We start from the raw sequence: 26,171 nt of genomic DNA, 5'->3' as shown, positions 1-26,171 counted from the left end.
CCTGTTTAACGTGTTTTAACAAACCATACCAAAAAAATGCCAATCGTCCAGCACGAATTGAAATTCTTCATCAAGAGGGCTATTTTCGCTGAAATATCAGCATTTTTACCGCCATTCCGGCAAAACGACATAACCAATTGCACCAAAGCCGGAAACTGGTATTGTCTTGGTACGGTTTCCTTCTCGCCTGCCGCCGAACAGGACGAAAAATGCCGGTTGCATCCAAAGACGCCGTGGGGCAAGGACAGGGCATGACGCAAACGCTTCCATTGCACAGGCTGCAGACAAGTTCAGGCGGTCCGCTTTACGTGAAATTGAAGCGGCTGATCGAAGAAGCCGTGGCCAACGGCCAACTGCGCCACGGCGATGCCTTGCCGCCGGAGCGGGACATTGCGGACGCAGCCGACATCAGCCGGGTCACGGTTCGCAAGGCTCTGGATCATCTGGTCGAGGACGGGCTTCTCGTCCGCCGCCGCGGCTCGGGCACCTTCGTCGCCAAGCCCGTTCCCCGCATGCAGCAGCCGCTGACACGCCTTACCTCTTTTTCGGAAGACATGCGCCGCCGGGGCATGATCGCGGGATCGCATTGGCTGGAGCGTGGCCTGCATTTCCCCACCCCGGAGGAAACCATGGCGCTTGGCCTGAGCAGTTCGGCGCGGGTGGCACGCCTCATCCGCATCCGCACCGCGAACGACATGCCGATTGCGCTGGAGCGCACCAGCCTGCCGGACGATCTCCTGCCCGACCCGGAAACGGTGGAAAACTCACTCTATCATCTGCTCGGGCAGCGGAGCATCCGCCCGGTGCGCGCCAATCAGCGCATTTCAGCCGTTCTGCTGAAGGATGACGAGACGGAGCTACTCGGCGTATCCGCAGGATCGCCGGCCCTTTCCGTGCAGCGCATCGCCTATCTCGACACGGGCAGGGTCATGGAAGTCTCCCGCGCCCTTTACCGCCATGACGCGTATGACCTCGTGGCCGAACTGACTCTGGAATCCTGATGGACAACGCCTTGCCTGACATCCGCGCGCCCTACGCCATCACAGGCGGGCAGATTTTCGATGGAACACAGTTTCAAACAGGGCAGGCCCTACTGGTCAGGGAAGGCAAGATCGAGGCTCGGATACAACAGGGCGCATTACCCGCCGACATTGCCCTTGTGGATGCGAGCGGCGCCTTCGTCGTCCCCGGCTTCGTGGATTTGCAGGTCAATGGTGGCGGCGGCGTTCTCCTGAACAATGACACCAGCCTTGGAGCCATTCGGCGCATCTGCGCCGCCCACGCCCGCTTCGGAACCACGGCGCTGCTCCCGACCCTGATCACTGACAGGCCCGACATTCTGCCAGAAGCCTTGCAGGCCGGCTGTGAGGCCCTGAAAGCGCAGGTTCCAGGCTATCTGGGCCTGCACCTCGAAGGGCCACATCTTTCCCTTGCCCGCAAAGGCACGCACGACCCGGCCCTGATCCGCAGGATGACGGAGGAGGATCTCGCTTTCCTTCTCGATCAGGCCGGGCAGTTTGGTTATGCGCTCACCACCATCGCACCCGAAAGCGTCACCACCGCGCAGGTGCGGGCTCTGAGCGAGGCGGGCTATGTCGTCAGCCTCGGTCATACGGATGAACGCTTCGAGACCTTTCGCGACTATGTGGCCGCCGGGGCCAGCATCGTCACCCACCTGTTCAACGCCATGAGCCAGTTGACCAATCGAGAGCCGGGATTGGTTGGCGCGGGTCTTTTCCTGCCGGAGCTTTCCTGCGGTCTGATTGCCGATGGTTTTCACGTCGATCCTGCCTGCATGACGCTGGCGCTGCGGGCAAAGAGAGGGCCGGGACGGATTTTCCTCGTTACCGATTCCATGAGCACCATTGGCGTGGATGATGAAAGCTTCGAACTGAACGGCCGCATGGTCTACCGTCGCAATGGCCGGTTGACGCTGGCCGATGGGACGCTGGCCGGAGCCGATATCGACATGCTCGCCTGCCTGCGCTTCGTCACGGAAAAGCTTGGCGTGCCGTTGCCGGAGGCCCTTAATATGGCAAGCCTCCATCCCGCAGAGGCAATCGGAGCGGCCAGCAAGGGCGCTCTCCTTCCCGGCAAGGATGCCGATTTCCTGTTTCTCACCCCGAAGCTTGAATTGACGGCCACCTGGATCGGCGGACGCTGCGTGTATGAGGCGAAAAGATCATGATCGTCTGTTTCGACATTGGCGGCACGGCCATCAAAGGGGCGCTCGCCTTTTCACCCGACGACATTCGCCCCCTGCCCCGGCTGCCCACCCCGACGCAGGATTTCGCAGCCTTTGTGTCCGCCCTGCAATCCGTAATCGATCAGGCCGATGAAAAGCCGGACTGTGTGGCCATTTCCATCTGCGGCATCATCGATCCGGATACCCAAAATACCGTGGTCGCCAATATCCCCTGTATCCATGGCAGGCCGCTCAAACAGGATCTGGAAACCGCTCTCGGCCTGCCGGTGCTGATTGCCAATGATGCCGACTGCTTCGTGCTGGCGGAAGCCGGGCTTGGCGCTGCGCGCGGCCACCGCGTCGTATTCGGGATCATTCTCGGCACAGGTGTGGGCGGCGGCCTGGTCATCGATGGCAGCCTGATCAATGCCGATGGCGGCTTCGCGGGGGAGTGGGGGCATGGACCCATCGCCGCCACGCTTGCGGGCAATCCGCCCGCAGCCATACCGCGCTTTGCCTGTGGCTGCGGCCAGGCGGGCTGTATTGATGCCACATGCAGCGCCAGAGGACTGGAAAGGCTGCACCAGCATCTGCATGGCGAAGCCCGCACAAGCGAAAGCATTGTTGAGCGCTGGACGGAAGGCGACAGCGCCGCCAGCCGCACGATCGATGTGTTTGTCGATATTATTGCCGCGCCCTTGGCGCTGACCGTCAACCTGACGGGCGCGACGATTATTCCGGTGGCTGGCGGGCTTTCCAACGCAACAGGCTTGGTAGCCTCCATCGATCAGGCCGTGCGCCGGCGCATTTTACGGCAGTTCCAGCGCCCGCTTGTCGTACCCGCCGAATGCCGGATCGAACCCGGCCTGATGGGCGCCGCACTGCTGGGATTAAAGACATCTGCTCGCCCTGCCCAATAAGCGGGCACACTCTTCCTTTGCCTAAAGGCAATCCTTTCTTCATAAATTCAAATAGTTAATTCCAGGCTCCAGGGACGACGCCTTCACCTCCGCTTGCCCGACATGCAGCGTGGCCGCCCGAGCGGCGTGAAAACGGGCAAAATGACGCAACCCACCTTCATTTTTGACCTTTTGATAAATTTTTTGACCATCAGAATTCCAAGCCTCTGACTTTGCATCACTTTTCAAACTGGCACAGTCATTGCTTCTCTTTTGTCAAACGGGCGCACGCCCCGCACACCAGAGGCAGGAGCAAGACATGGAAATCGGCGTTTTCATTCCCATCGGCAATAATGGCTGGCTCATTTCCGAAAATGCGCCGCAGTACAAGCCGAGTTTCGAACTCAACAAGGAAATCACGCTACGAGCCGAGAAATACGGATTCGATTTTGCGCTTTCCATGATCAAGCTGCGCGGCTTTGGCGGCAAGACGGAATTCTGGGATTACAATCTGGAATCCTTCACCCTGATGGCAGGCCTTGCCGCCGTCACCTCCAAGATCAAGCTGTTTGGCACGGCGGCCACGCTGGTCATGCCGCCAGCCATCGTTGCGCGCATGGCAACCACCATCGATTCCATCTCCGGCGGCCGGTTTGGCGTCAATCTCGTCACCGGCTGGCAACGTCCTGAATATAGCCAGATGGGTCTGTGGCCGGGCGACGACTATTTCGGCGATCGCTACGAATACCTCTCGGAATATACGACCGTGCTGAAGGAGTTGCTGACGACGGGCGTTTCCGATCTCAAGGGCAAGCATTTCACCATGGACGACTGCCGGATGAAGCCGGTGCCGGAAGGGGATGTGAAGCTGATCTGCGCAGGCTCTTCCGACAAGGGCCTCGCCTTCTCCGCCACCTTTGCCGATTACAGCTTCTGCTTCGGCGTTGGCGTCAACACACCGAAGGCCTTTGCGCCCACCAACCAGCGCCTGCTGGCCGCCACCGAGAAAACGGGCCGCGATGTGCGCTCATTCGTGCTGACCATGGTGCTGGCGGAAGAGACATCCGAAGCGGCGTGGGCCAAGTGGGAGCATTATAAAGTGGGCGCCGATGAGGAAGCCATCAAATGGCTTGGCCTGCAAAGTGCTGCCGATACGAAATCCGGTTCGGACACCAATGTCCGCCACATGTCGAACCCGGTTTCCGCCGTCAATATCAACATGGGAACGATCATCGGCTCCTATGCGGAAGTTGCGGCCATGCTGGACGAAATGAGCGAAGTGCCCGGCACTGGCGGCGTCATGCTGACTTTTGACGATTTCGTGGAAGGCATCGAGAAGTTTGGCAAATATGTCCAGCCGCTGATGAAGAGCCGCCAGCACATCAAGCCTGCGCTGGAGGCCGCTGAATGAGCACGCCTGTGACTGCCGCCGGCTATCAGCCTCGTCCCGATCATGCGGCCAGCGTAACGCTGCCCGCAAGACCCGAACCGATTACCCTCAAGCCCAGCGAAACAGCCGTGGTGGTGGTGGATATGCAAAACGCCTATTCCACCGAAGGCGGTTACGTGGATCTGGCGGGCTTTGATATTTCCGGCGCGAAATCCACCATCTCCAACATCCGCAAGACGCTGGATGCCGCCCGCGCCGCAGGCGTGCTGGTGGTCTATTTCCAGAATGGCTGGGACAAGGATTATATCGAAGCAGGCGGCCCCGGCTCCCCCAACTGGCATAAGTCGAACGCGCTTAAAACCATGCGGGCGCGGCCCGAGCTTCAGGGGCAGCTTCTGGCCAAGGGCACCTGGGATTATGCGATTGTCGATGAACTTCAGCCGAAACCCGGTGACATTCTGGTGCCGAAAACCCGCTATTCCGGCTTTTTCAACACCAATATGGACAGCGTGCTGCGCGCGCGCGGCATTCGCAATCTCGTCTTTGTCGGCATTGCCACCAATGTCTGCGTGGAAAGCTCGCTCCGGGATGCCTTCCATCTCGAATATTTCGGCGTGATGCTGGAAGACGCCACCCACCATCTCGGCCCGGATTATATCCAGCAGGCCACAGTCTATAATGTCGAGAAATTCTTCGGCTGGGTTTCCACCGTCAATGATTTCTGCGGCGCCATCGGTCAGGCCGCTCCGGCCTGATCGCGTCCCATTCCGCTCTCATTCTTCGAAAGGATCTTCCATGCCCAAGACCATTATCGTTCCTGAAGGCACGCAAAAGCCCATCGCCCCCTATTCCCCCGGTGCCCTTGCCGATGGCGTGCTCTACGTCTCCGGCACGCTGCCCTTCGACAAGAACAATGATGTCGTGCATGTCGGCGATGCCGCTGCCCAGACCCGGCATGTGCTGGAACTCATCAAATCGGTGATCGAAACGGCGGGCGGCACGATGGAGGATGTGACCATGAACCACATCTTCCTCACCGACTGGGCCAACTACCAGGCCATCAACAAGATCTATGCCGAATATTTCCCCGGCGACAAGCCGGCACGCTATTGCGTGCAATGCGGCCTCGTCAAGCCGGATGCGCTGGTGGAAATTGCCACCGTCGCCCATATCGGCAAAGCCTGAGCCTGGATGATCGATGCATTACGACGTTCATGGCGAAAACGGCCCGGCGCTGATCCTCTCCTCCGGGCTCGGCGGCTCCGCCGGTTACTGGGCCGCGCAATTGCAGGCGCTGACGCCCCATTTTCGCGTTATCACCTATGATCATCGCGGCTGCGGCAGAACCGGCGGCGAGGTGCCGCCAGACGGCGGCATCCGCGCCATGGCGGAGGATGTGCTGGAGATTGCCGACACGCTTGGCCTGTCCAGCTTTCACCTCATGGGCCATGCGCTGGGCGGGTTGATCGGTCTCGACCTCGCCTTGCGCTGCCCGGAGCGCCTGGAAAGCCTGGTGCTGATCAATGCCTGGAGCAAGGCCGATCCACATTCGGGCCGCTGCTTCGATATCCGGCTGGAACTGCTTGAAAAATCAGGTATTCCTGCCTTTCTGAAAGCGCAGCCGCTTTTTCTCTATCCGGCATGGTGGATGAGCGAGCAAACCGAACGGCTGGCACAGGAAGAAGCCCATGGTCTTGCGCACTTCCAGGGCGAGACCAATATCCGCCGCCGCATCGCAGCGCTTCGCGCTTTCAATGTGGATGATCGGCTGGGCGCGATCAGCACACGCACCCTCGTGCTGGCTACCCGGGACGATCTGCTCGTTCCCTATCAAAGATCGCTGCGTCTGGCCGAAGGCCTGCCAGATGCGACGCTTGAGCTGATGGAAAGTGGCGGCCATGCCGTCAATGTCGTCCATCCGGAAACGTTCAACAAAACTGTCGTTGATTTTTTGAGACGGTAGAAACAGGAGAAGCGAGCATGCTGGCCCGCAGTGACGACATGATAACCGAAGCCGAACAGGCCCGTGCCGCCTATCGCGAGGCGATGGCCAATCTCGCCGCCGCCGTGACCATTGTCACCACCGATGGCGAGGCAGGCCGTGCTGGCTTTGCCGCCACCGCCGTCTGCAGCGTATCCGACACGCCGCCTACGCTGCTTGTCTGCCTCAACAAGGGGTCATCCGCCTACGCGGCGGTCAAGGCGAACGGCATCATTGCGGTGAACGTACTCGGCCAGCAGCACCAGCCGGTATCGCAGGTGTTCGGCGGGAAGACGCCAATGCAGGAGCGCTTTGCGACCGGAACGTGGGAAAGCGGAGATACCGGCTGCCCCATTCTCAGCGATGCACTCGCCAGCTTCGATTGTCGCATCGAACGTATGGTCGATGGCGGCACCCACGATATTCTTATCGCGCAGGTTCTGGCCATTCACACCCATGAAAATGCCCCGCTGATCTATTTTCAACGGGGCTACCACACTCTTTGAATTTCCATAACATTTCCAGGAAGGTGGAATCCGGTTTTCCGTCCGGAAAGGCGTAAAAACAAGTCGTTAGAGCTTACGGGGAGGCTTGCCGTGCCTCCCCACCGATCAAAGCGCAAACAGCGCGACGATCACGAAGAGAAAAGCCGCAGCACAAGCGATGATCGGCAGTTTCTGCGCAAGACCGCGCAATGCCCCCTGGTGCTGGTGTACGAAATGGCTGTCGCCACGCGGCGAAGAACGAAGCAATGTGCTCATCTTTGCCTCCTTAAAGAACGGGAAAAAGACCAAAATAGAAAATGCCCTGGGCCTCGCCCAGCTTCACGTCATCTCTATCACTCTGCCGGGTTTCAGACGAAACCGAAGCCGGTTTCTGCTCCTTGCCAGCATCATCCCCCTTGCGGCGTGTCAGGCCGAAGAGATCGAAGGAAAACAAGTTGGCTGCAATCACCATTTCCATTCCTCCTGCTCTTCACGCATTGTTGCGAGTGTTAACCAGTGTGACGTGAAGAAGGCGGAAGGTCAATATTTTCTACAAAATTACTGTTCTATAATCACGGGCCGGAGGAGCAAATTTGTTCTTCAAGAGCCGCTTTCGCGGTCGGCTCTACCGTCGCCCCCGGAAAACCCGTCAGGGCCGTTACTGCATAATTCCTTAAATCGGAATCGATTTAAGGTGAAAATTATGCAGCAGATTAAAAGTGTTACAGCGACCTTTGTGCGCCATATTTGGCGCACAAAGGTCGCTGTAATATCTCAACCCAGCCGCCTTCCATCGGCTTTGAAGATATGGCAGCGATTGGGATCAATGGTCAGGGGCACCCGCTCCCCGGCCCGAATGGCCTGCTGATCCTGCAAGGCCACGGCAAGCGGCTGGCTGGAGGCGGTCGTAACATAGAGAATGGTCTGCCCACCCAGTTGCTCGACCAGATCGACCCGCGCCTCGCCGAGCGACAGACCGGACTGCCCCAGCACGATATGTTCAGGCCTCGCGCCGAGGTGAATGCTTTCACCCGCCTGCAGCCCGGACATGCCTTGCGGCAAGGGCAGTGACACCTCTCCCATGCTCAGTTTCAGCCCGCCCTCGGCGTCAGCCTCGACACGACCCTCCAGAAAATTCATGCGCGGCGAGCCGACAAAGCCCGCCACGAACATATTGGCGGGCCGGTTATACAGCTCAAGCGGCGCGCCCACCTGCTCGATGCGCCCGCCATTCAGCACCACGATCTTGTCGGCCATGGTCATAGCCTCCACCTGATCATGGGTCACATAGATCATCGTATTGCCGAGACGTTGATGCAGCTTGGAAATTTCCACCCGCATCTGCACCCGTAATTCCGCATCGAGATTGGAGAGCGGTTCATCGAAGAGAAAAATATTCGGCTCGCGCACAATAGCCCGGCCGATGGCCACACGCTGGCGCTGACCACCGGACAGCTGCTTCGGCTTGCGCTGCAAAAGCGGACCGATTTTCAGAATTTCCGCCGCCCGCGCCACACGCGGCTCAATTTCCGCCCGCTTCATCCCTGCCGTTTCCAGCCCGAAAGCCAGATTTTTATAGACGGTCATATGTGGATAAAGCGCATAGGATTGAAACACCATGGCGATGCCGCGCCGCGAGGCGGGCACCTCGTTCATCCGTTGATTATCCAGCAGCAGGGCGCCGCCGGAAATGGCCTCCAGCCCGGCGATCATCCGCAGAAGGGTGGATTTCCCGCATCCCGAGGGACCCACGAAGACTGCAAATTCCCCCGGCTCAATGGTGAGATCGATGCCGTGAACGACCTGCAACTCGCCATAGCGCTTGTAAACCTTGTCAAGAACGACCCGTGTCGCCATCGATGCCTCCCTGCGGTTAGCCTGAACGGGATGTGCGGTCATGCGGGTCTCCAGCTCTGATATTTGGGATGGGACGCATCCAGCGGCAGAAGCACATCCTGTCCGGTTTCGGAGGAGTGATAAAAGGCCGTCACCAGTTCCAGCGATCGGCGGGCGTCCTCGGTCGTCACAGGCAGCGGACCGCCAGATTGCAGCGCCTCGTAAAACTGCCGGAACTGGCCGATATAGCGATTGCCCACCGGTTCCCAACCGGCCAGCAAGGCATCGATCTGTTCGCCAATCTCAGGTCTTGCAGGGAGAATGCGCCACGGATCCTCGCCGGGATTATAGGCCTCGTGATTGCTCTCGAAGGTCACGTTTTCATAGCAGAGACGAACCCGGCTGATCTCTTCCGCGCATCCCAAGGTCGCGCTCAGTGTCGCCAGCGCGCCGTTTTCCATCAAGAGGCTTGCGCTGACGCAATCCTCCACCTCGATAGGATTGACGCGCGTGGCCGTGCGGCCAAACAGCCGCGCGACAGGCCCCATCAGAAAGGTCAGCATGTCATGCTGGTGAATGGCGTGGGTCATCAGCACCCCGCCCAGTTCGGTGGCCCATTTACCGCGCCAGGCCACGTCATAATAATCCGCCTCGCGCCGCCAGTGGGTTTCGACCGTGGCGACATAGGGTTTGCCTGCAAGCCCGGCTTCGATGATGCGCTTGGCTTTCAGCGCGCCATCGCCAAAGCGATATTGAAAGATGGGCATGAGCCGCGCGGAAGCCTCCCGCTCCGCCGCCATGACGAGGTCAAGATCGGCCAGCGAACCAACCAGCGGCTTCTCGCAGATCACATGCTTGCCCGCCTTCAAGGCTTTCAGGATCATCTCAAGATGCGCCATCGGCGGTGTGCAGAGATCGACGATGTCGATATCCGGCATCGCCAGAACCTCATCATAGGAGGTCGTGGTCCGCTCAACACCGAAGCGCTCGGCGCATTGCGCAAGGCGCTGGCGATCGAGATCGCAGAGCACCGCCACCTCCAGAATATCGCGGTTCTGGGCATAGCCTCGCTCGATATGCGCCTGCCCGATCCCGAGACCAACGAGGGCAACTTTCATGATCTTTGCCATGATTGCTTACCCCCTGCCCTGTTCGGCCAGCCGCTGGGCGGTCAGCGCCAGTTCCATGGCCTTGAAGCAGCGGGCCTGCGGCATGGCCGTTTCGGTCCGGTCCCGAATATCGGCGAGCAATTGCCGTCCGTAAGGCAATTCAACGCCGGAGCAATCGATATGGCGCGTCCCCTTTCGATCTGTCAGAAAAAGGTGATCCTTGCCGGGCCGCCCTTCGACATCGATATATTTGCGAAGCTCGATGGTGCCTTCGGTCCCAAGGATGAACAAGCGCCCATCACCCCAGACCGGCAGGCCATCCGGCGTGAACCAGTCCACCCGGATATAGCCTGTGGCGCTGCCCGTCCGCAGGTGAATGTCGCCGTAATCCTGGAGGCCGGGCTTATCCTGATTGGCACGGTTGGCAACGGTGGCGGAGAGCACTTCGGCATCGAGACTGTTGGTGAAAAACAGAAACTGCTCGCATTGATGCGACGCGATATCGCAGAGAATGCCGCCATAGCGCTGCCGCTCGAAAAACCAGCCGGGACGCTGAGGCTTGCGCAACCGGTGCGGCCCGATCCCCGTGGTGTGGATAACGTCGCCAATCGCGCCCGCCTGCACGAGTTCACCGGCCTTGACGGTCGAGCCCGTCTCGAAATGTTCGGAATAGCAGATGGAGAAAATGCGCCCCGTTTCTGCCTGAACGGCCTTGACCTCGGCAAGCTGTTCGAAACTTGTCACGCCCGGCTTGTCCACCATCACATCCTTGCCATGACGCATGGCTTCGACGGCAATCGCCGCCCTGTCGGCGGGAACGGCGGCGCTGACGATGAGCGCGACGGTTTCATCCTCCAGCAGCCGCCGCTTGTCGCTGACGCGCGGACTATCGGGATAGGTCTCGGCAAAACGGCGCGTCAGGTCATTGTCATCGGCATGATACCCGACCAGTTCCGCGCCCGCCGACAGCATCGACTGCACCTGCCCGAAAATATGATCGTGATCGATACCAATGACCGCAAAACGAAGAGAACTCATGAAAACATCCCTGAAAGTGACAATCAGCGTTTCAGACCGGCAGTCGCAATTCCCTCGATCAGCAGGCGCTGGAAGAAGAGGAAGATCAGAAACACCGGAATGAGAGAGAGATTGGACATGGCAAACAAGCCGCTCCAGTCGGAATTGCCAGTGGAGTCGACGAAGGACCGCAGCCCCAATTGCACCGTGTAGGAGCCGGAATTGCTCAGATAGATCAGCGGACCGAAGAAATCGTCCCAGGTCCAGATGAAGGAAAAGATGGCAGCCGTCGCCAGCACTGGCAGCGACAGCGGCAGCATGATGCGGAAATAGATGCGCCAGGGGCTGCAGCCGTCCATCATCGCCGCCTCATCCAGTTCGCGCGGAATGCCGCGAAAGAATTGCACCATCAGGAAGATGAAAAACGCATCCACCGCCAGGAATTTCGGTACGACCAGCGGCAGGATGGTGTTGATCCAGCCCAGCTTCAGAAACAGCACATATTGCGGAATGAGCGTGACGTGATAGGGCAGCATCAGCGTGCCCAGCATCAGGGCGAACCAAAAATTCCGCCCCCAGAACTGCAGCCGCGCAAAGGCGAAGGCCGCCAGCGAGCAGGACAGTACATTGCCGATGACCGAGAGCACGGCAATCACCAGCGAATTCCAGAAATAAGTGCCGAAGGACACGGTCATGCCGCTCCAGCCGCGCGTATAGGCGGTGAAATCCCATTTTTCCGGTAGAAGCGATGCCTGACCGAAGATTTCGCTCTGGTCCTTCACCGACCCCGCCAGCATCCACAACAGCGGATAGAGCATGACGACGGAGGCAGCGATCAATCCGGCATGGATCAACAGGGACAGATACCAGGGCCTGCCCTCCTCCGGGGCGTGATCCGGCCCTGCTGGTGTCAGGAGAGCGTCAGTCATCGTAATGCACCCAATAGCGTGAGGTCAGGAAGGAAAAGGCCGTGAACAGCGCGATGATCACCACCAGGATCCAGGCCAGCGCCGCCGCATATCCCATACGGAAATAGCCAAAGGCTTCCTGATAGAGATAGAGCGTGTAGAAAAGCGTGGAATCGATCGGCCCACCGGTGCCGGATGAGATGATATAGGCCGGTGTAAAGGCCTTGAAGGCATCGATGGTCTGCACCACCGCATTGAAGAAAATCACCGGCGTCAGCAATGGCAGGGTAATCTTGTAGAAGATGCGGATTTTTGAGGCGCCATCCAGATTGGCCGCTTCATAAAGGTCGACGGGGATCTGCCGCAGGCCAGCGAGGAAAATGATCATCGGTGAACCGAATTGCCAGATTGCCAGCACCACCAATGTGTAGAGCGAGGTGTCCGGATTGGAAATCCAGCTTGGACCTTCGATACCGAAGAGGTTCCACAGCAGGATGTTGACCACCCCGTCACCGTCGAACAATTGCCGCCAGAGGATGGAGATCGCAACGCTGGCGCCCAGCAGCGACGGCAGGTAGAAAATCGCCCGGTAGACCGGTAGCCCGCGAATACCGCGATTGAGCAGCAGCGCCACCAGCAGGGCGAAGACCAGCTTGAGCGGCACCGACAGAACCACATAGACCAGCGTCACATGCAGCGAGGTGGCAAACTTGTCATCCGCCGTGGCAATGCGGGCATAATTTGCAAGACCAACGAAGTTCGGTGACTGCAGCAGATTGTAATCCGTCAGTGAAAGATAAAGAGAGGCAATCGCCGGACCGAGCGTCAGCCCGAAAAAACCGACAAACCAGGGAAGAAGAAAGAGATAGCCGGGCGCATTGCGCCGCAAGGCCGCCTGGAGGGGCGTATCTACCGCCTTCAATGGTGGCGAGGCAGCCTTGCCGGTGTCAATGACACCGGCTGCATTGCTTCTGATCTGGCTCACGCGCTCAGCCTCGCTTGATATTGGCGGCGGCCTGCTCAACGAACTTTGCCGCGCCGTCTTCCGGCTTGGTCTTGCCGAAGGCAACTTCCTCGGCAATCTTTTTCAGCATGAACTGGTTTTCGCCCGCGCCATTCGGCGGCGGCGGCGGCAGGGCGCCAACCTTGGGCGTCAGCCGATCGATATAGGCAACGACCTGCTGTTCATTGTCGCTCAAGCTGGACGTCAGACCATTGCGGATTTTCTCCGATGCCGGAACGCCGCGCTCCACGCCAAGGATCTTTGCAGCTTCCGGATCTTCCACCAGGAAATTGATCAGCGCCACCGCAGCATCCGGGTTCTTTGTCTGCGCCGACAAAGAGACCATCATGGACGGCTTCAGGTACTGTCCGGGCTTGCCGCCCGGCGTCAGCGGATAGCTGGTCAGGCCCAGCTTTTCCTTGCTGATGGCCTGATGACCGATGAACTGGTTGGAATGGGCAAAAGCCACAGCCGCCTTGCCAAGCGCCACCATGCTGGTTTCGATGGTCAATTGATCAAGAGCCTGCGCATCCGGTGGCACGCAGGCCTTGGCCTTGCGCATCTCCGCCCACATCTTGAACCAGTCGGTCATGTCGGCGGCGGTAAACGCAACATCTCCGCTTGGAGAATAGAGCGCCTTACCTCGCTGGCGCAGCCAGCATTCCAGCGTCGGCTCCAGACCGCTGCCATCCTGCGTGCCGTAAAAGGCCCGCCGCTTTTTGGCTTCTGTCAGCTTGACGCAGGCGGCGGTAAAATCGTCCCAGCTCATGTCGTCATGCGGCGGCTCGACGCCAGCCTCTTCCCAGGCGGTGCGGTTGAACAGCATGATGGACGAGTTCACACCCAGGTTGACGCCGTAAAGCTTGCCGTCCACCTTGCCGGAATTGATATTGGCCGCGCCAAAATCATCGATCGTCAAGCCCTTGCCCATGTGGGGCGTGAGGTCGAGAAGCGAATTTCGCCGCGCATACTCAAAGATGTAGCGATAATCCATCTGGATCAGATCGGGAGCATTGCCGCCCGCCGTCTGGGTCGCCAGCCGCGTCCAGTAATTATCCCAGCCGAAGGATTCGCCCTCGATCCTGGTCCCGGCATTTTTCGCCTGATAAGCGTTGATGGCGGCATAGGTGCGATCGGAACGCTCCTTGGACCCCCACCACAGGAAGCGTAACCGCGTTTCAGACTGAGCAAGCGCACGCCCAGCCAAAAAGCAACCCAAGGTAGCAGCTCCTCCCAAAAGCATGCCACGGCGGTTCGTCGTCAGTGTCATCCTGGTCTCCTCCCCAGTTGTCCAGATGAACTTGCGAATTGTCTTGCGACAAATAACCGTTTGGTTACAAAACTGTCGGCAAATAATGAAGCTGTCAAGCCACATTCTGGTCAACATGGGGCTGCGTAATCATCGGCCAGGATGCGGGGGCAATCTCTGTGGATAAGGTCAGAAGGGCATGACCGACAACCTGAAGACAAATGGCGACGCTGCGCCGCCTGCATCAGCCCCGCCGACGCCGGGACGCAGGCTGCTGCGCGATCCGAGAGCTACCCGCGCGGCCATTCTGGCCGCCGCTGTGGAGGAGTTTTCACACCACGGCTATGGCGGTGCGCGCGTAGATGCGATTGCGGCCCGCGCCTGCACCAATAAACGCATGCTCTACCATTATTTCGGGGACAAGGAGGCGCTTTACCTCGCGGTGCTGGAAAGCATTTACGGCGCCATCCGTCAGGCGGAAAAGGGCCTTGATCTTGCCCATCGCGATCCGTTGCAGGCCATGCGCGACCTTGCGCTGTTCACCTGGCGATATTTCCTCAATCACCCCGAATTCTTAAGCCTTCTGGCCACGGAAAATCTCCTGAAGGCCCAGCATCTGAAGCGTTCGAAAACGCTGGCTGCCATGCATTCGCATTTTATCGGCGAATTATCGTCGGTGCTGGATCGTGGCGCCAAAAGCGGCGTGTTTCGCCCGGACATCGATCCGCTCTCCGTTTACATGACCATTGCCGCCCTCGGCTTCTTCTATCTCAACAATCGCCATACGATTTCAACGATCTTCGGTCGCGATCTGTTTCAGCAGGAGGCGCTGGAAGCGTGGGGCGAACATATTGTCAGCGTGACATTGGCCTCGATCAAGCCCTGAACCTCACCCATTCTCAAGGAAGTCCTTTCTCACGATTCCATGGCGTTGCAGCTTGTCGTAAAAGGTCTTGCGCGGAATTTTCAGCGCCTCAAGCGTGCGGCGAACGTCACCGTCGAAACTGCGTAACGTTTCGCGAATAAGACCTGCTTCATAAAGATCGACCCGCTCCGGCAGCGACGGGCCGTCCGTTTCAGATAAGCCCGGCACGGGAGCCGCCTCCGGCATATCCAAACCCAGAACACACCGTTCGGCAAAGTGCGAAAGCTCCCGCACATTGCCGGGCCAATCGTGCTCAAACATGTAGCGCTCCAGCGCGCGGGTCAGCGGCGGCACATCGCGGCGGAACCGCTGCGCCGCCCGCTCGGCAAAATGCGCGAAGAGCAGCGGCACGTCCGGCTTCCGCTCCCTCAGCGGCGGAATGGTCAGCGTCACCACGTTCAGACGATAATAGAGGTCTTCACGGAAATCACCCCGCTCGGACGGATTGCCAAGATCGATCTTGGCCGCCGCCACAACCCGCAGATCCACCGGGCGCACCTCATTGGTCCCCAGCGGCGTCACCTCGCGCATTTCCAGCACGCGCAACATCTGCACCTGGGTGGAAAGCGGCATGCTCTCGATCTCATCGAGAAACAGCGTGCCGCCACTCGCATGCTCGATCCGGCCCACGCGCTTTTTCTGCGCTCCGGTGAAGGCGCCCGGCTCATGGCCGAACAGCTCGCTTTCAATCATGCTCTCCGGCAGGGTGCCACAATTGAGGGCCACGAAATTGCCCTTGGCGCGGCGGCTCCACTGATGCAGCAGGCTGGCGACGACCTCCTTGCCACTGCCGGTTTCGCCCACCACCAGCACATCCACATCGGTATCGGCAATCTGGCGGAGCGTTCGCCGCAGCCGCTCCATGGCGGGAGTTTGGCCGATCAGCGGCAGCCCCTCCTGTGCCGCCTCCGCGGCATGGCGCAGTCTGCGATTTTCCATGATCAGGCGGCGCATTTCAGCGGCTCTGTGCACCGTCTGCGCCAGCCGATCCGTGGAAAAAGGCTTGGTGATGAAGTCATAGGCGCCGGACTTGATCGCCTCGACCGCCATGGCAATATCGCCATGGCCGGTTACCAGGATCACCGGCAATTCGGGATCCAGTGTCCTAACCCGGGCAAAAAGCTCCAGGCCATCCATGTGCGGCATGCGAATATCCGAAACCACCACCCCACCGAAATCGGCATGAATGACCTTCAAGGCTTCCAGCGGATGATCGAAGGATAAGACGTCAAAACCGGCCAGATCCAAGGTCTGACGCGTTGCCATCAGCAGGTCGCGGTCATTATCGATCAGGATGACGGAGGGCATGTCACTCATGGTTCAGCCTTCGGCAGATGAATGGTAAAACAGGTTCCAAGGGTATCGCTTTCGACCTCCAGCCTGCCGCCATAATCCCCGATAATATCCTTGGAAATGACGAGGCCGAGGCCAAGCCCCTTGTCTTTCGAGGTGTTGAACGGCGCAAACAGATGCGGCCTGATCTCCTCGGCAATGCCGGGACCATTGTCCCGAACGCTGATCACCACCTCGGATCCGCTGACCGCCGCCGACACTTCGACACGCGCATCGCTACGGTTTTCAAGAGCCTCCAGAGCGTTCTGAAACAGGTTGATGAGCACCTGTTCCAGCCGGATACGGTTCCCCCTTACCGCAAGGTCCGCAGGCGGCTGGTGGATGACCAGCGCCTCCAGCCGCCCGGCAAAACGGCTTCTGAGCAGCACCACCGCCCCCTCGATAACCTCCCGCAGCAGAACGGGTTCTGGCGCCGTGCGGCCCTTGCGGGCAAAAGCCTTCAATTCATCGGTAATGGTGCCGATGCGTTCAGTGAGGCGCGCTATGGCCCCGAGATTCTCGGAGACAGGCGCCGTCTGCTGGCGCTGCAGAAAAACCTGCGCGTTTTCCGCATAGGCGCGAATAGTCGCCAGCGGCTGATTGATCTCGTGGGCGACACCCGCCGCCACCTGACCCAGAATGGCAAGACGGTTGGCCTGCACCAGTTCCTGCTGCACCACCTGTAGCCGCGCTTCCGTCGCCCTGTGGCCGGTCATTTCAGCCTCCAGCCGATCTCGCGCCTGGGAGAGATCGCGCGTCCGCTCCTCCACCCGCCGTTCCAGCTCCAGCCGGTCGGACCGCGCCTTCGCCATCCGGGCAAGGCTGGCCTGCCGCCGCCAGAGCAGAAGCGCGAAAAACGCCGCCACCGGCACCTGGACCGCAAGCGTGATCAGCCGCATTTCCCGCTCGGCGGACCCAAGCGTTGGCTCTGTCGGCACCAGATAATTCAGGCTCCACACGGTACTTGGAACAGGGACGGCGAGATGCAGGTACTGGGCGGGAATATCACCGGGAAAAACCGACCGGACGAGAAACACCTCATCCCCTGCCGGCTCGACATGATTGATCGGCAGCGGCCGAAGCGGCGCATCGCCGAATTGCAGACTTTCACGAATGGAGGCCAGTTGCTCCGGAGCCAGACGGGACAGGGTCATGAACCGCCAGGAGGGAATGCTGGAAATCAGCACCACGCCATTGGCATCGGTGACGAAGGCAGAGCGTGTGGCTTCCCGCCAGTCCGTCTCCAATTGATCGAACTCGGTCTTGACGACCACGACCCCCAGCGCACCCTGCTCTGCGCCGACCCGCCGCGAAATATAGAGCCCCGGACGCTTACTGATGCTGCCCAGGGCAAAATGCTCCGCGGTGCCAAAGGCCATGGCCTTGGAAAAATAATCCCGGAAAGAATAGTCCACACCCACGAAGCTCAGCGGTTCACGCCAATTGCTGGACGCAATTGCCCGCCCACTGACATCGGTGACGTAAAGAACGGACGCACTGGTGCCCGTTACCAGCCGTTCCAGCTTTTCATTCAGCCGTTGCACGGCCTGCGGGGTGCGCTCGGTCAACGCATCCAGAACCTGCTGGTCTTCAGAGAGCAACAGCGGCAGAGACCGCGGCCTTTCGAGCACGGCCCGCAAAAGAGCGACCTTCAAATTGGCGTCGTCACGGGCCTGCCCCTCAAGATCGACCAGCGAAAGGCGATCCGCGTAAAGACCCGCGCCATAAAAACCAAGCGCCAGGAACACTATGAGGCAGGCACCGTAGATCGCCCAGGCCTGCGCCCTGCTCCACATTCCCTCTGGCCGGATCATGGTATCCGCCTGTCTTTCTCCCGTGACCATGATGTCAACTGAGCAGCTTTCAGCACACAAGACAAGATAAATGTGCGGAATTCCGCACATATTGCGTCAAAACTGCGAAAAGCCCGGGAATTTCCGAGGTATTTCAATTGCTTGAGAAAGGGCAGAACTTTGGCACACCCCTTGCTTTACTCCCACAAACATTCATAGGGATGTTGAAAGTCCATTTCCCCCGGGAGGCCGGCAGATGCCGGTTGGGGGTCTACGGAGGATCCGATGCATATTTCCACCCCCGCTGCCCCAACCGGCGGCAAGCTTCCCTTTTACCGTCACCTCTACTTTCAGGTGCTCGTCGCCATCGTCGCCGGCATTCTGCTCGGTCATTACTATCCGTCGACGGGCGAATCCCTGAAGCCCTTGGGCGATGCCTTCATCAAGCTGGTGAAGATGATCATCGCGCCGGTGATTTTCCTGACCGTCGCCACCGGCATTGCCGGCATGACCGACCTCAAGAAGGTCGGCCGCGTGGCGGGCAAGGCGATGATCTACTTCCTCGTCTTTTCAACCCTTGCCCTCATCGTCGGCATGATCGTATCGAATGTCGTGCAGCCGGGCGCTGGCATGCATATCGATCCAGCAACGCTCGACGGCAAGGCGGTCGCCACCTATGCCCAGAAGGCGCATGATTCCACCATCACCGGCTTTCTGATGAACATCATCCCCGACACCATTGTCGGCGCTTTTGCTCAGGGTGACATTCTTCAGGTTCTGTTCTTCTCCGTCCTGTTCGGCATTTCGCTCGCCATCGTCGGCGATGCCGGCAAGCCGGTCGTCGATTTCCTGCAGGCCGTGATGGCGCCGATCTTCAAGCTGGTTGCCATTCTCATGAAGGCCGCCCCCATCGGCGCTTTCGGCGCCATGGCCTTCACCATCGGCAAATACGGCATCGGCTCGGTTACCAATCTGGCCTTCCTGATTGGCACCTTCTACGTCACCTCACTGCTGTTCGTGCTGGTGGTTCTGGGTGCTGTTGCCCGCTATAACGGCTTCTCCATTCTCGCCCTGATCCGCTACATCAAGGAGGAATTGCTGCTGGTTCTCGGCACCTCCTCCTCCGAAGCGGCGCTGCCGGGCCTGATGGCGAAGATGGAACGCGCCGGCTGCAAGCGCTCGGTTGTCGGCCTCGTCATCCCAACCGGTTACTCCTTCAACCTTGACGGCACGAATATCTACATGACGCTGGCGGCGCTCTTCATCGCCCAGGCCACCGATATTCACCTGTCGCTGGGGGATCAGATCCTGCTGCTGCTGGTGGCGATGCTAAGCTCCAAGGGTGCCGCAGGCATCACGGGCGCCGGCTTTATCACACTGGCCGCCACGCTTTCGGTCGTGCCCTCGGTGCCGGTTGCTGGCATGGCACTCATTCTCGGTATCGACCGCTTCATGTCGGAATGCCGCGCGCTGACCAATTTCGTCGGCAATGCGGTTGCGACCATCGTCGTGGCACGCTGGGAAAATGAACTGGACCAGACCAAGTTCCGCGCCGCCATGGCCGGAGAATTGCCGGAGGAAGTCACCGTTCCGGAAGCTGCAATCCAGCCTGCGGAATAACCATATCACAGGTTTGAAAATGCAAAGGCTCCCCTCATCGGGGGAGCCTTTTTTCATCCTGCATCGTGCCCAAAGCTTCCTATTCCCACCGGGACAAAACTCACAGCAATGTGTCGTGGGTTGTCGTCGTGGCGGCGGCGTGCTCATCCAGGGAATAGGCGCGGATATAGTCCACCTTCAATTGCGAGCCGTCGTCGAAATCGCTGTTGGGCGTTCCCGCCATGCCGCCCACGGCAAGATTTACAATCATATACATCGGCTGATGCATATCGCTGGGCGTATCGATCTGCTTCACAGCAACGTCATCGATGTACCAGGTAATCTTGTCCGCCGTCCACAGCACGCCATAGGTATGATAGCCTTCAGTATCCGTGCTGATGCCGGTGGCAATCGCCGTCTTTTCTCCGGTCTCCATGGTGTGGGCCGTGACGATGACATTGCCCTGGTCCTGGCCGCGCATTTCCATCACATCCAGTTCCGGCGGCCATGCGCCGCTTGTTGGCAGCAGCCAGAAGGCTGGCCACGCGCCTTGATCATCCGGCACATCGGCCCGCATTTCAAAATAACCATAGGTCTGGCTGAAGGAGGAATAGGTGGTGAGCATGCCGGACGTGTAGTCATAGCCGCCGATCTGGCTTTGCACCGCCTCCGAGGCGTGCGCTGCCGTGATGGTCAGCACCCCATCCGAGATGGAGAAAGGATTGACCGAGGACGTTCCGGCATAAGAGGGGTTGATGTACCACTGGAGTTCCTGATTGTCCGTCAGCGTCCCGCCATTGGCGGCAAACCAGTTGAAACCGGGATCCCAGGTGCCTGCCTGGGCGGTGCCATGAAGGGAAAGACTGTTGAAGTCATCCGAAAAGGTTTGGGTCAGATGGGTCCGGTCCAGCGTCAGCTGGAACTGATCAGCGCTGAAATCGGCAATTTCGCGATTGCTGAAGAGGATGCCCTCGCTATTGCCGAGATCGAGCCAAACGTCACTTCCCTGCTGCGTCATATGACTGACGACACTGTCAAAGGATGTCAGTCCGTAATTTTGAAGCCGCACCATATCGTCGCTGGAAAAGTCAGTGATCCGGTCGCTACCATTGCCGCTGGAAAACACGAAAATATCCGCGCCGCCGCCGCCGATCAGGATGTCATTGCCGGCACCGCCGTCAATGGTCTGGGTTCCGGTACCACCGGTGATGATGTTGTTGAGACTGTTGCCGAAGGCATAGCGATTGTTGCCGGTCACGACGAGGTTTTCGAAATTGTCCGGCAGCGTATAGCTCATCCAGGTGTTGATGGTGTCTATCCCGCCATTGGCCGCTTCCGTGGCGTGATTGATCGTCGAATAGAGATAATAGACGTCATCACCCGTGCCGCCAGCCATGGTGACATTGGAGGCACTGTCTCCATACATCGCATCATTGCCGGTGGATCCGGAGAGCGTGCCGGTGACGCCGGTCGCCGAATACCAATGCGTGGGGTCGCCGCTGTAGTAGAGCGCCTCGCCCAAGGCGTTCAGAAGAGATTTGCTGGCCATGCCCGTCCTCGTTCAATGCGTTACCCAGCCCCAGAACACTCTACCTGCAACCGGCCCCCAAGGCCAATCAAACCTTACCACTTTTGGAATATTTATCAGCTGCGCATATTCAAATACGAGAACACCGGTTTTTCGGAAAAACGCCCCGCTTTTTCGAGGGGATTTGCGAAGGATCAAAGTCGGCAGCTCTCCCGCCCCCTAAAGAGACGCATAGCAACCCATCCGTGACGAGACCGAGGCAGGCAGCCAGGACCGGTCCGCACGGAAAGGAGCAACAAGGCTGACAACGCCGCAGCATGGAAATGCACGACCGGCGTGTAACATCATGGAGACCAATATGCGCGTTTTCGCACAACCCCTGGCTATTGCAAGCCTTACCCTGGCGACGCTGACCCTTGCCGGTTTTTCTCTTCCCGCCATGGCGGCTGATTACGAAATCCATATGTTGAACAAAGGTGCGGATGGAACGGCGATGGTGTTTGAACCCGCTGCGCTGAAGGTCGCACCCGGCGACACCGTCACCTTTATTCCGACCGACAAGGCCCATAGCGCCGAAACCATTGACGGTCTTGTGCCGGCGGGCGGACAGACCTTCAAGGGCAAGATCAATGAAAGCGTGAAGGTGACATTCACCACCCCGGGCGCCTACGCCATCAAATGCGCGCCGCATGTCGGCATGGGGATGGTTGCCGTTGTGGTCGTGGGCGACGCTCCTGCCCCGAATGCGGATGCGATCAAGAACAACACCCTGCCGAAGAAGGCAAAGGACAAGATTGCCGCAGAACTGGATTCCTTAAAGTAGTCGGCTGTCTGGCGAAACCGTCAGTATCGCGTTAGCGGGAACAAAGTCGTCAGGGGCACGTTGGCCGCAGAACATCCCGGAAAGGAAGAACCATGCCGACCTTTTCCCGCGCATTCGCCGGTTTCGTCCTCAGTGGCCTGATGACGGCTTCCGTCATTGCCCCTGCTCAGGCCATCACCTTCGAGCATCTGCCGCTTCCCAAAGCCGCTGACGTCGAACGGGTTCAGTATCGCGACAACCCGCCCGGACTGTGGAAGGGATATCGTGGCGCCACGGCTCCTCGAAGCGGTTATCGCCGCCACAGCGACGGCTTCTGGTATCCACTCTCGGCCTTCGGTGCCCGCCCGCTTCCGCGCACGCCGGATGCTGAAAGGTCCACCCGGAACCCCTCCCGACAGGAGCGCTGTGCGGAGCGATATCGTTCCTACCGCGCCTTCGACAACACCTATCAGCCCCTCATTGGGCCAAGACAAAAATGCGGTTCTCCCTGATGGCATACATGCGAAAAGCCCCGAAATCGGGGCTTTTCTCTTTTACAAACGCCGATGAGATCGTGCTTTATTCGCGCTCACCCGTGAAATTCAGCAGGAGCTGGAAGATATTGACGAAGTTCAGGTAGAGCGACAGCGCCCCGAACACTGCAAGCTTCTGCTGCGATTCCTGATCGTAATTCTCGGCATACTGCTCCTTGATGTTCTGGGTGTCCCAGGCCGTCAGACCGACGAAGACCACAATACCGATCACGGAAATCGCGAACTGCAGTGCGCTGGAGCCAAGGAAGATGTTGACCAGCGACGCGATGACCACGCCAATCAGGCCCATCATGAGGAAGGAGCCGAACTGAGACAGGTCACGCTTGGTGGTATAGCCATAGAGGCTCATCGCGCCGAACATGGTGGCGGCGATAAAGAAGGTCCGCGCGATGCTCGTGCCAGTAAACACCAGGAAGACCGACGCCATGGAAAGTCCCATGACGGCGCAGAAGGCCCAGAATGCCATTTGTGCGGCGCTGGCCGACATGGTCTGGATCTTGAACGAGAAGAAGAAGATGAAGGCCAGCGGCGCCAGCATCACCACCCACTTCAGAGGCGACTGGAAGATCGGCACGTAAAGCGCAGGCGTCGAGCCGACGATGAAAGCCACCAGTCCTGTAATGATCAGGCCTGCACCCATATAGTTGTAGACGCGCAGCATGTGCTGCCGCAATCCCTGATCGAGACCGGCATCGGCACGGGCCGAGGCACCGAGCGGATACTGACGGTTGAAGGGGTCCATGATAATGTCTCCTCTCTTGATGAACTCTTTGAATTCCTGTTTCAATAAAGCGTCCGTGCCAACTGCCGCGCTGTCGCGGCAAGTTCATCGGGACGCTGATGCCCTGCAACCAGGGCGTAACCCACCTCGCCGATCTGCCAATAGGCCGCATTGGCTTTATCGGACAGGCGGAGGGTTACGGGCTGCACGCTGAAGCTGCCGGGCCGCACGGCATAAAGCGACATCTCACCGCCGCTCAGCGGCTTCACCACCATTTCCACACTCGGCCCATAGGCCGAAGGAAAGATCTGGCTATCCAGCACTGTCCAACGGGCGGGAAGCTCCGGCAGCATGATGCCCGTTGCCGAACGGATCTCGGCGGGCCCGAAAGCCGCCTTCTGCGTCGGTCCGCTCACACTTTCCCGCAGCATCGCCGTCTCATGTGCCTTAACCGCCTCATCCACAAAGGCAGGCGGCGGCACGGAGGCCACCACTTCGGACGGCGTGAAGACGCTGAAGGCCGAGTGCGCCAGCCATCCGCCGCCCACGAAGATCACCACCGCGGCGGCACGGCGCAGAAAGGCCAGCCGTTGCTCCTGCCCGAGAACGGCTTCCAGCCTGCGCGCCGTCTCGCGAGTCTCGGCCCTGGGCGGCACGGTCTGCCCGGCCAGTGCCAGACGCAACTCATCACGGACCCGCAAGTCGCCCATGACCCTTGCAGCCAGGTCAGGATGCCCGGAGAGATAGGCCTCCACCTCGATCCGACGCGCCACCGGCAGTTGATCATCGACATAGGCGTGGAGATCAAAGTCCTGAACCGGATCACTCTGCTTGTTCATCACTGCCTCCAACCAGCCTCAACGTCGGAACGCTGACCTTTCCATCTTCCATATCCCGCAGCCGCGCCCTTGCCCGCGACAGCCGCGACATGAGCGTTCCCACGGGAACTCCAAGGATTTGCGCCGCCTCCTCGTAGGAAAGATCCTCGATGGCGACGAGATGCAGCACCTGACGTTGCTCTTCCGGCAGATGCTGGAAAGCCCGGCGGATCTGCGCCAGCCGCACCGCATGCTCCTGCCCGGGACCAAGGGGAGCGTCAGCCGTCTCCAGCCCGCCTTCCTCGTGCCGGGCCAGGCGCTTTTTGCGCCGCAGCCGGTCGATGTGGGCATTGTGCAAGATGGAAAAAAGCCAACTGCGCAGATTGCCGTCGCGCCTGAAACTGCCTTCCTTCTCGAGTGCCCGCACCAGGGCTTCGTTGACCAGATCCTCGGCATCCTCACGATCGCGCACCAGCGACAGGGCGTAGCGCCGAAGCGCGCCCAACTGACCGATCACGTCAAATTTCCGAGTTTTCTTGTCCATCACCTGCATATACGCCGCGCAGGGCGCACCTATTCCATCCCTTCACATTTTTTTGTGGGAAGCAGGTGCGACAATTTGATTTTCATCATCCGGAGCCGGTCTGAACCTCAAAATTTGTGCAGATGCGAAATGCGCTCAATCCGGAATCCGTGAGCCAATCCATAGACTTCTCTGAATTTCAGGGGGTTTTTTGTTAGAAAATGCGGAAATTGTTAAGGATATTTTTCCTAGACACCGCGTCACACCTGCGACAAAACGCGCATTTCCTTGGGAAGAAAAAGGTCTAATTCGCGTTAGCGTGCTTGATGTGAGTCAATGAGATGAAAAAAATCCCTTTCCTGCCCGCCATCATGCTGGCACCGCTTCTGCTGCTTTCGAGCTGCAACATGGTCGTCATGGCGCCCTCCGGCGATATTGCGGCGCAGCAGCGTGATCTGATCATTTTCGCCACGGTGCTGATGCTGATCATCATCGTGCCGGTGATCTTCCTCACCCTGTTCTTCGCCTGGCGCTACCGGGCCTCCAACACGTCCGCGACCTATCTGCCGGATTGGCACCATTCCACCAAGATCGAGCTTCTGGTTTGGTCTGCCCCCATCGCCATCATCCTGGTGCTGGCAACCGTGACGTGGATCGCCACCCATAAGCTGGACCCTTATCGTCCGCTGGAACGCATCGATGCCGAACGCTCCCTGCCTGCTGATGTGAAGCCGCTGACGGTGGAAGTCGTGGCCATGGACTGGAAGTGGCTGTTCATCTATCCCGATCAGGGCATTGCCACGGTGAACGAACTGGCCGCGCCGGTGGATGTTCCGATCAATTTCAAGATCACCGCGCAGTCGGTCATGAACTCCTTCTACATTCCGGCGCTCGCAGGCCAGATCTACGCCATGCCCGGCATGCAGACCAAGCTTCACGGCGTCATCAACAAGGAAGGCGTCTATGACGGCTTCTCCGCCAACTATTCCGGCGCCGGCTTCTCGCACATGCGCTTCAAGTTTCATGGCTTGAACCAGCAGGGCTTCGATGACTGGGTGGCCCGCGTCAAGGCACAGGGCAGCCCGCTTAGCCGCGACGCCTACCTGAAGCTCGAAAAGCCGAGCGAAAAGGAACCGGTTCGCTACTTCGCTTCTGCGGATAAGGCGCTGTTCAACAACATCGTCAACCTCTGCGCCGACCCCAACAAGATGTGCATGCAGGACATGATGCACATCGACATGATGGGCGGCGGCGGCAAGGAAAGCGAAGAAAATCGCGAAAAGCTGCAATACGACAATCGCGGTGTGGACCTGAGCGTCAGCCCGAACCACGGCGAAACCGCAGGCCTGGAAAGCCATGAGCCCACCCCCGCAACCGATACCGGCACCACGGGATCGGTTAAGGAAGCTCCGGCTGCCCATGAAGGCCACACCATGCATCACTCCATGCCGGGAATGAACATGCCCGACAACGGTAACGGCGAAACGGCACCGGCCCAGAACTGAGCCGGTCTT

At 59.2% G+C, this 26,171-nt stretch carries 27 protein-coding genes; 13 read left to right on the top strand and 14 right to left on the bottom strand.

Annotated elements, in window-relative coordinates; translation table 11 throughout:
- The first annotated feature begins 251 nt into the window (after positions 1–251).
- The 8 genes from QO005_RS13865 (at position 252) to QO005_RS13830 (ending at position 6,961) form a co-directional block, all read left to right on the top strand.
- Positions 252–1,001 carry a GntR family transcriptional regulator gene (locus tag QO005_RS13865; protein WP_307158641.1) on the top strand — a complete coding sequence of 250 codons (750 nt, stop codon included), beginning with the start codon at positions 252–254 and terminating at the stop codon, positions 999–1,001.
- A 20-nt stretch (positions 1,002–1,021) separates the two neighbouring features.
- Positions 1,022–2,188 carry an N-acetylglucosamine-6-phosphate deacetylase gene (gene nagA / locus QO005_RS13860; RefSeq protein WP_370878073.1) on the top strand — a complete coding sequence of 389 codons (1,167 nt, stop codon included), beginning with the start codon at positions 1,022–1,024 and terminating at the stop codon, positions 2,186–2,188.
- Positions 2,185–3,105 carry an ROK family protein gene (locus QO005_RS13855; protein WP_307158639.1) on the top strand — a complete coding sequence of 307 codons (921 nt, stop codon included), beginning with the start codon at positions 2,185–2,187 and terminating at the stop codon, positions 3,103–3,105. The genes nagA and QO005_RS13855 overlap by 4 nt, the downstream gene beginning before the upstream one ends.
- Before the next feature lie 298 nt (positions 3,106–3,403).
- A complete protein-coding gene (gene rutA / locus QO005_RS13850; protein WP_307158638.1) occupies positions 3,404–4,495 on the top strand; it encodes a pyrimidine utilization protein A in 1,092 nt (363 codons plus the stop codon).
- Entirely contained in the window at positions 4,492–5,229 is a 738-nt protein-coding gene (gene rutB, locus QO005_RS13845; RefSeq protein WP_307158637.1) for a pyrimidine utilization protein B, read from the top strand. Before rutA ends, rutB begins: the two co-directional genes overlap by 4 nt.
- Positions 5,230–5,269: 40 nt before the next feature.
- Positions 5,270–5,659 carry a pyrimidine utilization protein C gene (rutC, locus tag QO005_RS13840; protein WP_307158636.1) on the top strand — a complete coding sequence of 130 codons (390 nt, stop codon included), beginning with the start codon at positions 5,270–5,272 and terminating at the stop codon, positions 5,657–5,659.
- Between the two features lie 13 nt (positions 5,660–5,672).
- On the top strand, positions 5,673–6,437 hold the full coding sequence (gene rutD / locus QO005_RS13835; RefSeq protein WP_307158635.1) for a pyrimidine utilization protein D: 765 nt from the start codon (positions 5,673–5,675) through the stop codon (positions 6,435–6,437).
- A 17-nt stretch (positions 6,438–6,454) separates the two neighbouring features.
- Positions 6,455–6,961 (top strand): flavin reductase, encoded by a 507-nt coding sequence (locus QO005_RS13830; RefSeq protein ID WP_307158634.1) that lies wholly within the window; start codon positions 6,455–6,457, stop codon positions 6,959–6,961.
- Between the two features lie 105 nt (positions 6,962–7,066).
- On the opposite strand, the gene QO005_RS13825 is transcribed toward QO005_RS13830, so the two are convergent.
- The 8 genes from QO005_RS13825 to QO005_RS13790 all read right to left on the bottom strand — a co-directional run bounded on the left by QO005_RS13825 (position 7,067) and on the right by QO005_RS13790 (position 14,083).
- Positions 7,067–7,216, bottom strand: coding sequence for a hypothetical protein (locus QO005_RS13825; RefSeq protein WP_307158633.1), 150 nt, complete (start codon positions 7,214–7,216; stop codon positions 7,067–7,069).
- 10 nt (positions 7,217–7,226) lie between these two features.
- A complete protein-coding gene (locus QO005_RS13820; RefSeq protein ID WP_307158632.1) occupies positions 7,227–7,412 on the bottom strand; it encodes a hypothetical protein in 186 nt (61 codons plus the stop codon).
- Positions 7,413–7,714: 302 nt separating this feature from the next.
- A complete protein-coding gene (locus QO005_RS13815; RefSeq protein WP_307158691.1) occupies positions 7,715–8,797 on the bottom strand; it encodes an ABC transporter ATP-binding protein in 1,083 nt (360 codons plus the stop codon).
- 38 nt (positions 8,798–8,835) lie between these two features.
- The gene (locus QO005_RS13810; protein WP_307158631.1) at positions 8,836–9,906 is read right to left on the bottom strand and encodes a Gfo/Idh/MocA family protein; all 1,071 of its coding nucleotides are present in this window, start codon (positions 9,904–9,906) and stop codon (positions 8,836–8,838) included.
- 6 nt (positions 9,907–9,912) lie between these two features.
- Entirely contained in the window at positions 9,913–10,923 is a 1,011-nt protein-coding gene (locus QO005_RS13805) for a Gfo/Idh/MocA family protein (RefSeq protein WP_307158630.1), read from the bottom strand.
- 23 nt (positions 10,924–10,946) lie between these two features.
- Positions 10,947–11,831 carry a carbohydrate ABC transporter permease gene (locus QO005_RS13800; RefSeq protein WP_370878068.1) on the bottom strand — a complete coding sequence of 295 codons (885 nt, stop codon included), beginning with the start codon at positions 11,829–11,831 and terminating at the stop codon, positions 10,947–10,949.
- Complete coding sequence (locus QO005_RS13795) at positions 11,824–12,732, bottom strand: carbohydrate ABC transporter permease (protein WP_307158689.1); 909 nt, start codon at positions 12,730–12,732, stop codon at positions 11,824–11,826. Before QO005_RS13795 ends, QO005_RS13800 begins: the two co-directional genes overlap by 8 nt.
- A 67-nt stretch (positions 12,733–12,799) precedes the next feature.
- Complete coding sequence (locus tag QO005_RS13790) at positions 12,800–14,083, bottom strand: ABC transporter substrate-binding protein (protein WP_307158629.1); 1,284 nt, start codon at positions 14,081–14,083, stop codon at positions 12,800–12,802.
- Between the two features lie 178 nt (positions 14,084–14,261).
- Between QO005_RS13790 and QO005_RS13785 the strand changes: the two genes are divergently transcribed.
- Positions 14,262–14,948 (top strand): TetR/AcrR family transcriptional regulator, encoded by a 687-nt coding sequence (locus QO005_RS13785; protein WP_307158628.1) that lies wholly within the window; start codon positions 14,262–14,264, stop codon positions 14,946–14,948.
- Between the two features lie 3 nt (positions 14,949–14,951).
- On the opposite strand, the gene QO005_RS13780 is transcribed toward QO005_RS13785, so the two are convergent.
- Positions 14,952–16,304 (bottom strand): sigma-54-dependent transcriptional regulator, encoded by a 1,353-nt coding sequence (locus QO005_RS13780; protein WP_307158627.1) that lies wholly within the window; start codon positions 16,302–16,304, stop codon positions 14,952–14,954.
- A complete protein-coding gene (locus QO005_RS13775) occupies positions 16,301–18,133 on the bottom strand; it encodes a sensor histidine kinase (protein WP_307158626.1) in 1,833 nt (610 codons plus the stop codon). The genes QO005_RS13780 and QO005_RS13775 overlap by 4 nt, the downstream gene beginning before the upstream one ends.
- A gap of 264 nt (positions 18,134–18,397) precedes the next feature.
- On the opposite strand from QO005_RS13775, the gene QO005_RS13770 reads away from it, so the two are divergent.
- Positions 18,398–19,732, top strand: coding sequence for a dicarboxylate/amino acid:cation symporter (locus QO005_RS13770; RefSeq protein ID WP_307158625.1), 1,335 nt, complete (start codon positions 18,398–18,400; stop codon positions 19,730–19,732).
- 100 nt (positions 19,733–19,832) lie between these two features.
- On the opposite strand, the gene eglC is transcribed toward QO005_RS13770, so the two are convergent.
- Positions 19,833–21,260, bottom strand: a complete 1,428-nt coding sequence (gene eglC, locus QO005_RS13765; RefSeq protein ID WP_307158624.1) for an endo-1,3-1,4-beta-glycanase EglC — start codon at positions 21,258–21,260, stop codon at positions 19,833–19,835.
- A 337-nt stretch (positions 21,261–21,597) separates the two neighbouring features.
- Between eglC and QO005_RS13760 the strand changes: the two genes are divergently transcribed.
- Positions 21,598–22,062 carry a pseudoazurin gene (locus QO005_RS13760; protein ID WP_307158623.1) on the top strand — a complete coding sequence of 155 codons (465 nt, stop codon included), beginning with the start codon at positions 21,598–21,600 and terminating at the stop codon, positions 22,060–22,062.
- A gap of 92 nt (positions 22,063–22,154) precedes the next feature.
- Positions 22,155–22,553, top strand: a complete 399-nt coding sequence (locus tag QO005_RS13755; protein WP_307158622.1) for a BA14K family protein — start codon at positions 22,155–22,157, stop codon at positions 22,551–22,553.
- 67 nt (positions 22,554–22,620) lie between these two features.
- Here the strand turns inward: QO005_RS13755 and QO005_RS13750 are convergent, their stop codons facing one another.
- Genes QO005_RS13750 through QO005_RS13740 form a run of 3 tightly spaced genes read right to left on the bottom strand, consistent with a single transcriptional unit; the run spans position 22,621 to position 24,678 of the window.
- The gene (locus QO005_RS13750; protein WP_307158621.1) at positions 22,621–23,337 is read right to left on the bottom strand and encodes a Bax inhibitor-1/YccA family protein; all 717 of its coding nucleotides are present in this window, start codon (positions 23,335–23,337) and stop codon (positions 22,621–22,623) included.
- A 41-nt stretch (positions 23,338–23,378) separates the two neighbouring features.
- A complete protein-coding gene (locus tag QO005_RS13745; protein ID WP_307158620.1) occupies positions 23,379–24,155 on the bottom strand; it encodes an anti-sigma factor family protein in 777 nt (258 codons plus the stop codon).
- Positions 24,139–24,678: a sigma-70 family RNA polymerase sigma factor gene (locus tag QO005_RS13740; RefSeq protein WP_307158619.1), complete on the bottom strand. Its 540-nt coding sequence runs from the start codon at positions 24,676–24,678 to the stop codon at positions 24,139–24,141. The genes QO005_RS13745 and QO005_RS13740 overlap by 17 nt, the downstream gene beginning before the upstream one ends.
- A gap of 320 nt (positions 24,679–24,998) precedes the next feature.
- Here QO005_RS13740 and cyoA point away from each other — a divergent pair, with 320 nt between their 5' ends.
- On the top strand, positions 24,999–26,162 hold the full coding sequence (gene cyoA, locus QO005_RS13735; protein WP_307158618.1) for a ubiquinol oxidase subunit II: 1,164 nt from the start codon (positions 24,999–25,001) through the stop codon (positions 26,160–26,162).
- The last annotated feature ends 9 nt before the right edge of the window (positions 26,163–26,171 follow it).

Origin of the sequence: Allorhizobium paknamense (genome assembly GCF_030815125.1) — a bacterium.
Lineage (GTDB): Bacteria > Pseudomonadota > Alphaproteobacteria > Rhizobiales > Rhizobiaceae > Allorhizobium > Allorhizobium paknamense.
The sequence above is the reverse complement of the archived record's forward strand: the minus strand, read 5'-3'. Positions and strand labels throughout refer to the sequence as shown.

Bases quoted from the DNA above. Each gene is read 5' to 3' on its own strand.
- QO005_RS13775 (WP_307158626.1), bottom strand. From the start codon at position 18,133: ATGATCCGGCCAGAGGGAATGTGGAGCAGGGCGCAGGCCTGGGCGATC.
- QO005_RS13830 (WP_307158634.1), top strand. From the start codon at position 6,455: ATGCTGGCCCGCAGTGACGACATGATAACCGAAGCCGAACAGGCCCGT.
- rutC (WP_307158636.1), top strand. From the start codon at position 5,270: ATGCCCAAGACCATTATCGTTCCTGAAGGCACGCAAAAGCCCATCGCC.
- QO005_RS13825 (WP_307158633.1), bottom strand. From the start codon at position 7,216: ATGAGCACATTGCTTCGTTCTTCGCCGCGTGGCGACAGCCATTTCGTA.
- QO005_RS13745 (WP_307158620.1), bottom strand. From the start codon at position 24,155: ATGAACAAGCAGAGTGATCCGGTTCAGGACTTTGATCTCCACGCCTAT.
- QO005_RS13800 (WP_370878068.1), bottom strand. From the start codon at position 11,831: ATGACTGACGCTCTCCTGACACCAGCAGGGCCGGATCACGCCCCGGAG.
- QO005_RS13750 (WP_307158621.1), bottom strand. From the start codon at position 23,337: ATGGACCCCTTCAACCGTCAGTATCCGCTCGGTGCCTCGGCCCGTGCC.
- QO005_RS13740 (WP_307158619.1), bottom strand. From the start codon at position 24,678: ATGGACAAGAAAACTCGGAAATTTGACGTGATCGGTCAGTTGGGCGCG.
- rutB (WP_307158637.1), top strand. From the start codon at position 4,492: ATGAGCACGCCTGTGACTGCCGCCGGCTATCAGCCTCGTCCCGATCAT.
- rutA (WP_307158638.1), top strand. From the start codon at position 3,404: ATGGAAATCGGCGTTTTCATTCCCATCGGCAATAATGGCTGGCTCATT.
- QO005_RS13755 (WP_307158622.1), top strand. From the start codon at position 22,155: ATGCCGACCTTTTCCCGCGCATTCGCCGGTTTCGTCCTCAGTGGCCTG.
- eglC (WP_307158624.1), bottom strand. From the start codon at position 21,260: ATGGCCAGCAAATCTCTTCTGAACGCCTTGGGCGAGGCGCTCTACTAC.
- QO005_RS13805 (WP_307158630.1), bottom strand. From the start codon at position 10,923: ATGAGTTCTCTTCGTTTTGCGGTCATTGGTATCGATCACGATCATATT.
- QO005_RS13865 (WP_307158641.1), top strand. From the start codon at position 252: ATGACGCAAACGCTTCCATTGCACAGGCTGCAGACAAGTTCAGGCGGT.
- QO005_RS13760 (WP_307158623.1), top strand. From the start codon at position 21,598: ATGCGCGTTTTCGCACAACCCCTGGCTATTGCAAGCCTTACCCTGGCG.
- cyoA (WP_307158618.1), top strand. From the start codon at position 24,999: ATGAAAAAAATCCCTTTCCTGCCCGCCATCATGCTGGCACCGCTTCTG.
- QO005_RS13770 (WP_307158625.1), top strand. From the start codon at position 18,398: ATGCATATTTCCACCCCCGCTGCCCCAACCGGCGGCAAGCTTCCCTTT.
- QO005_RS13780 (WP_307158627.1), bottom strand. From the start codon at position 16,304: ATGAGTGACATGCCCTCCGTCATCCTGATCGATAATGACCGCGACCTG.
- QO005_RS13785 (WP_307158628.1), top strand. From the start codon at position 14,262: ATGACCGACAACCTGAAGACAAATGGCGACGCTGCGCCGCCTGCATCA.
- QO005_RS13820 (WP_307158632.1), bottom strand. From the start codon at position 7,412: ATGGTGATTGCAGCCAACTTGTTTTCCTTCGATCTCTTCGGCCTGACA.
- QO005_RS13855 (WP_307158639.1), top strand. From the start codon at position 2,185: ATGATCGTCTGTTTCGACATTGGCGGCACGGCCATCAAAGGGGCGCTC.
- rutD (WP_307158635.1), top strand. From the start codon at position 5,673: ATGCATTACGACGTTCATGGCGAAAACGGCCCGGCGCTGATCCTCTCC.
- QO005_RS13815 (WP_307158691.1), bottom strand. From the start codon at position 8,797: ATGGCGACACGGGTCGTTCTTGACAAGGTTTACAAGCGCTATGGCGAG.
- QO005_RS13790 (WP_307158629.1), bottom strand. From the start codon at position 14,083: ATGACACTGACGACGAACCGCCGTGGCATGCTTTTGGGAGGAGCTGCT.
- QO005_RS13810 (WP_307158631.1), bottom strand. From the start codon at position 9,906: ATGGCAAAGATCATGAAAGTTGCCCTCGTTGGTCTCGGGATCGGGCAG.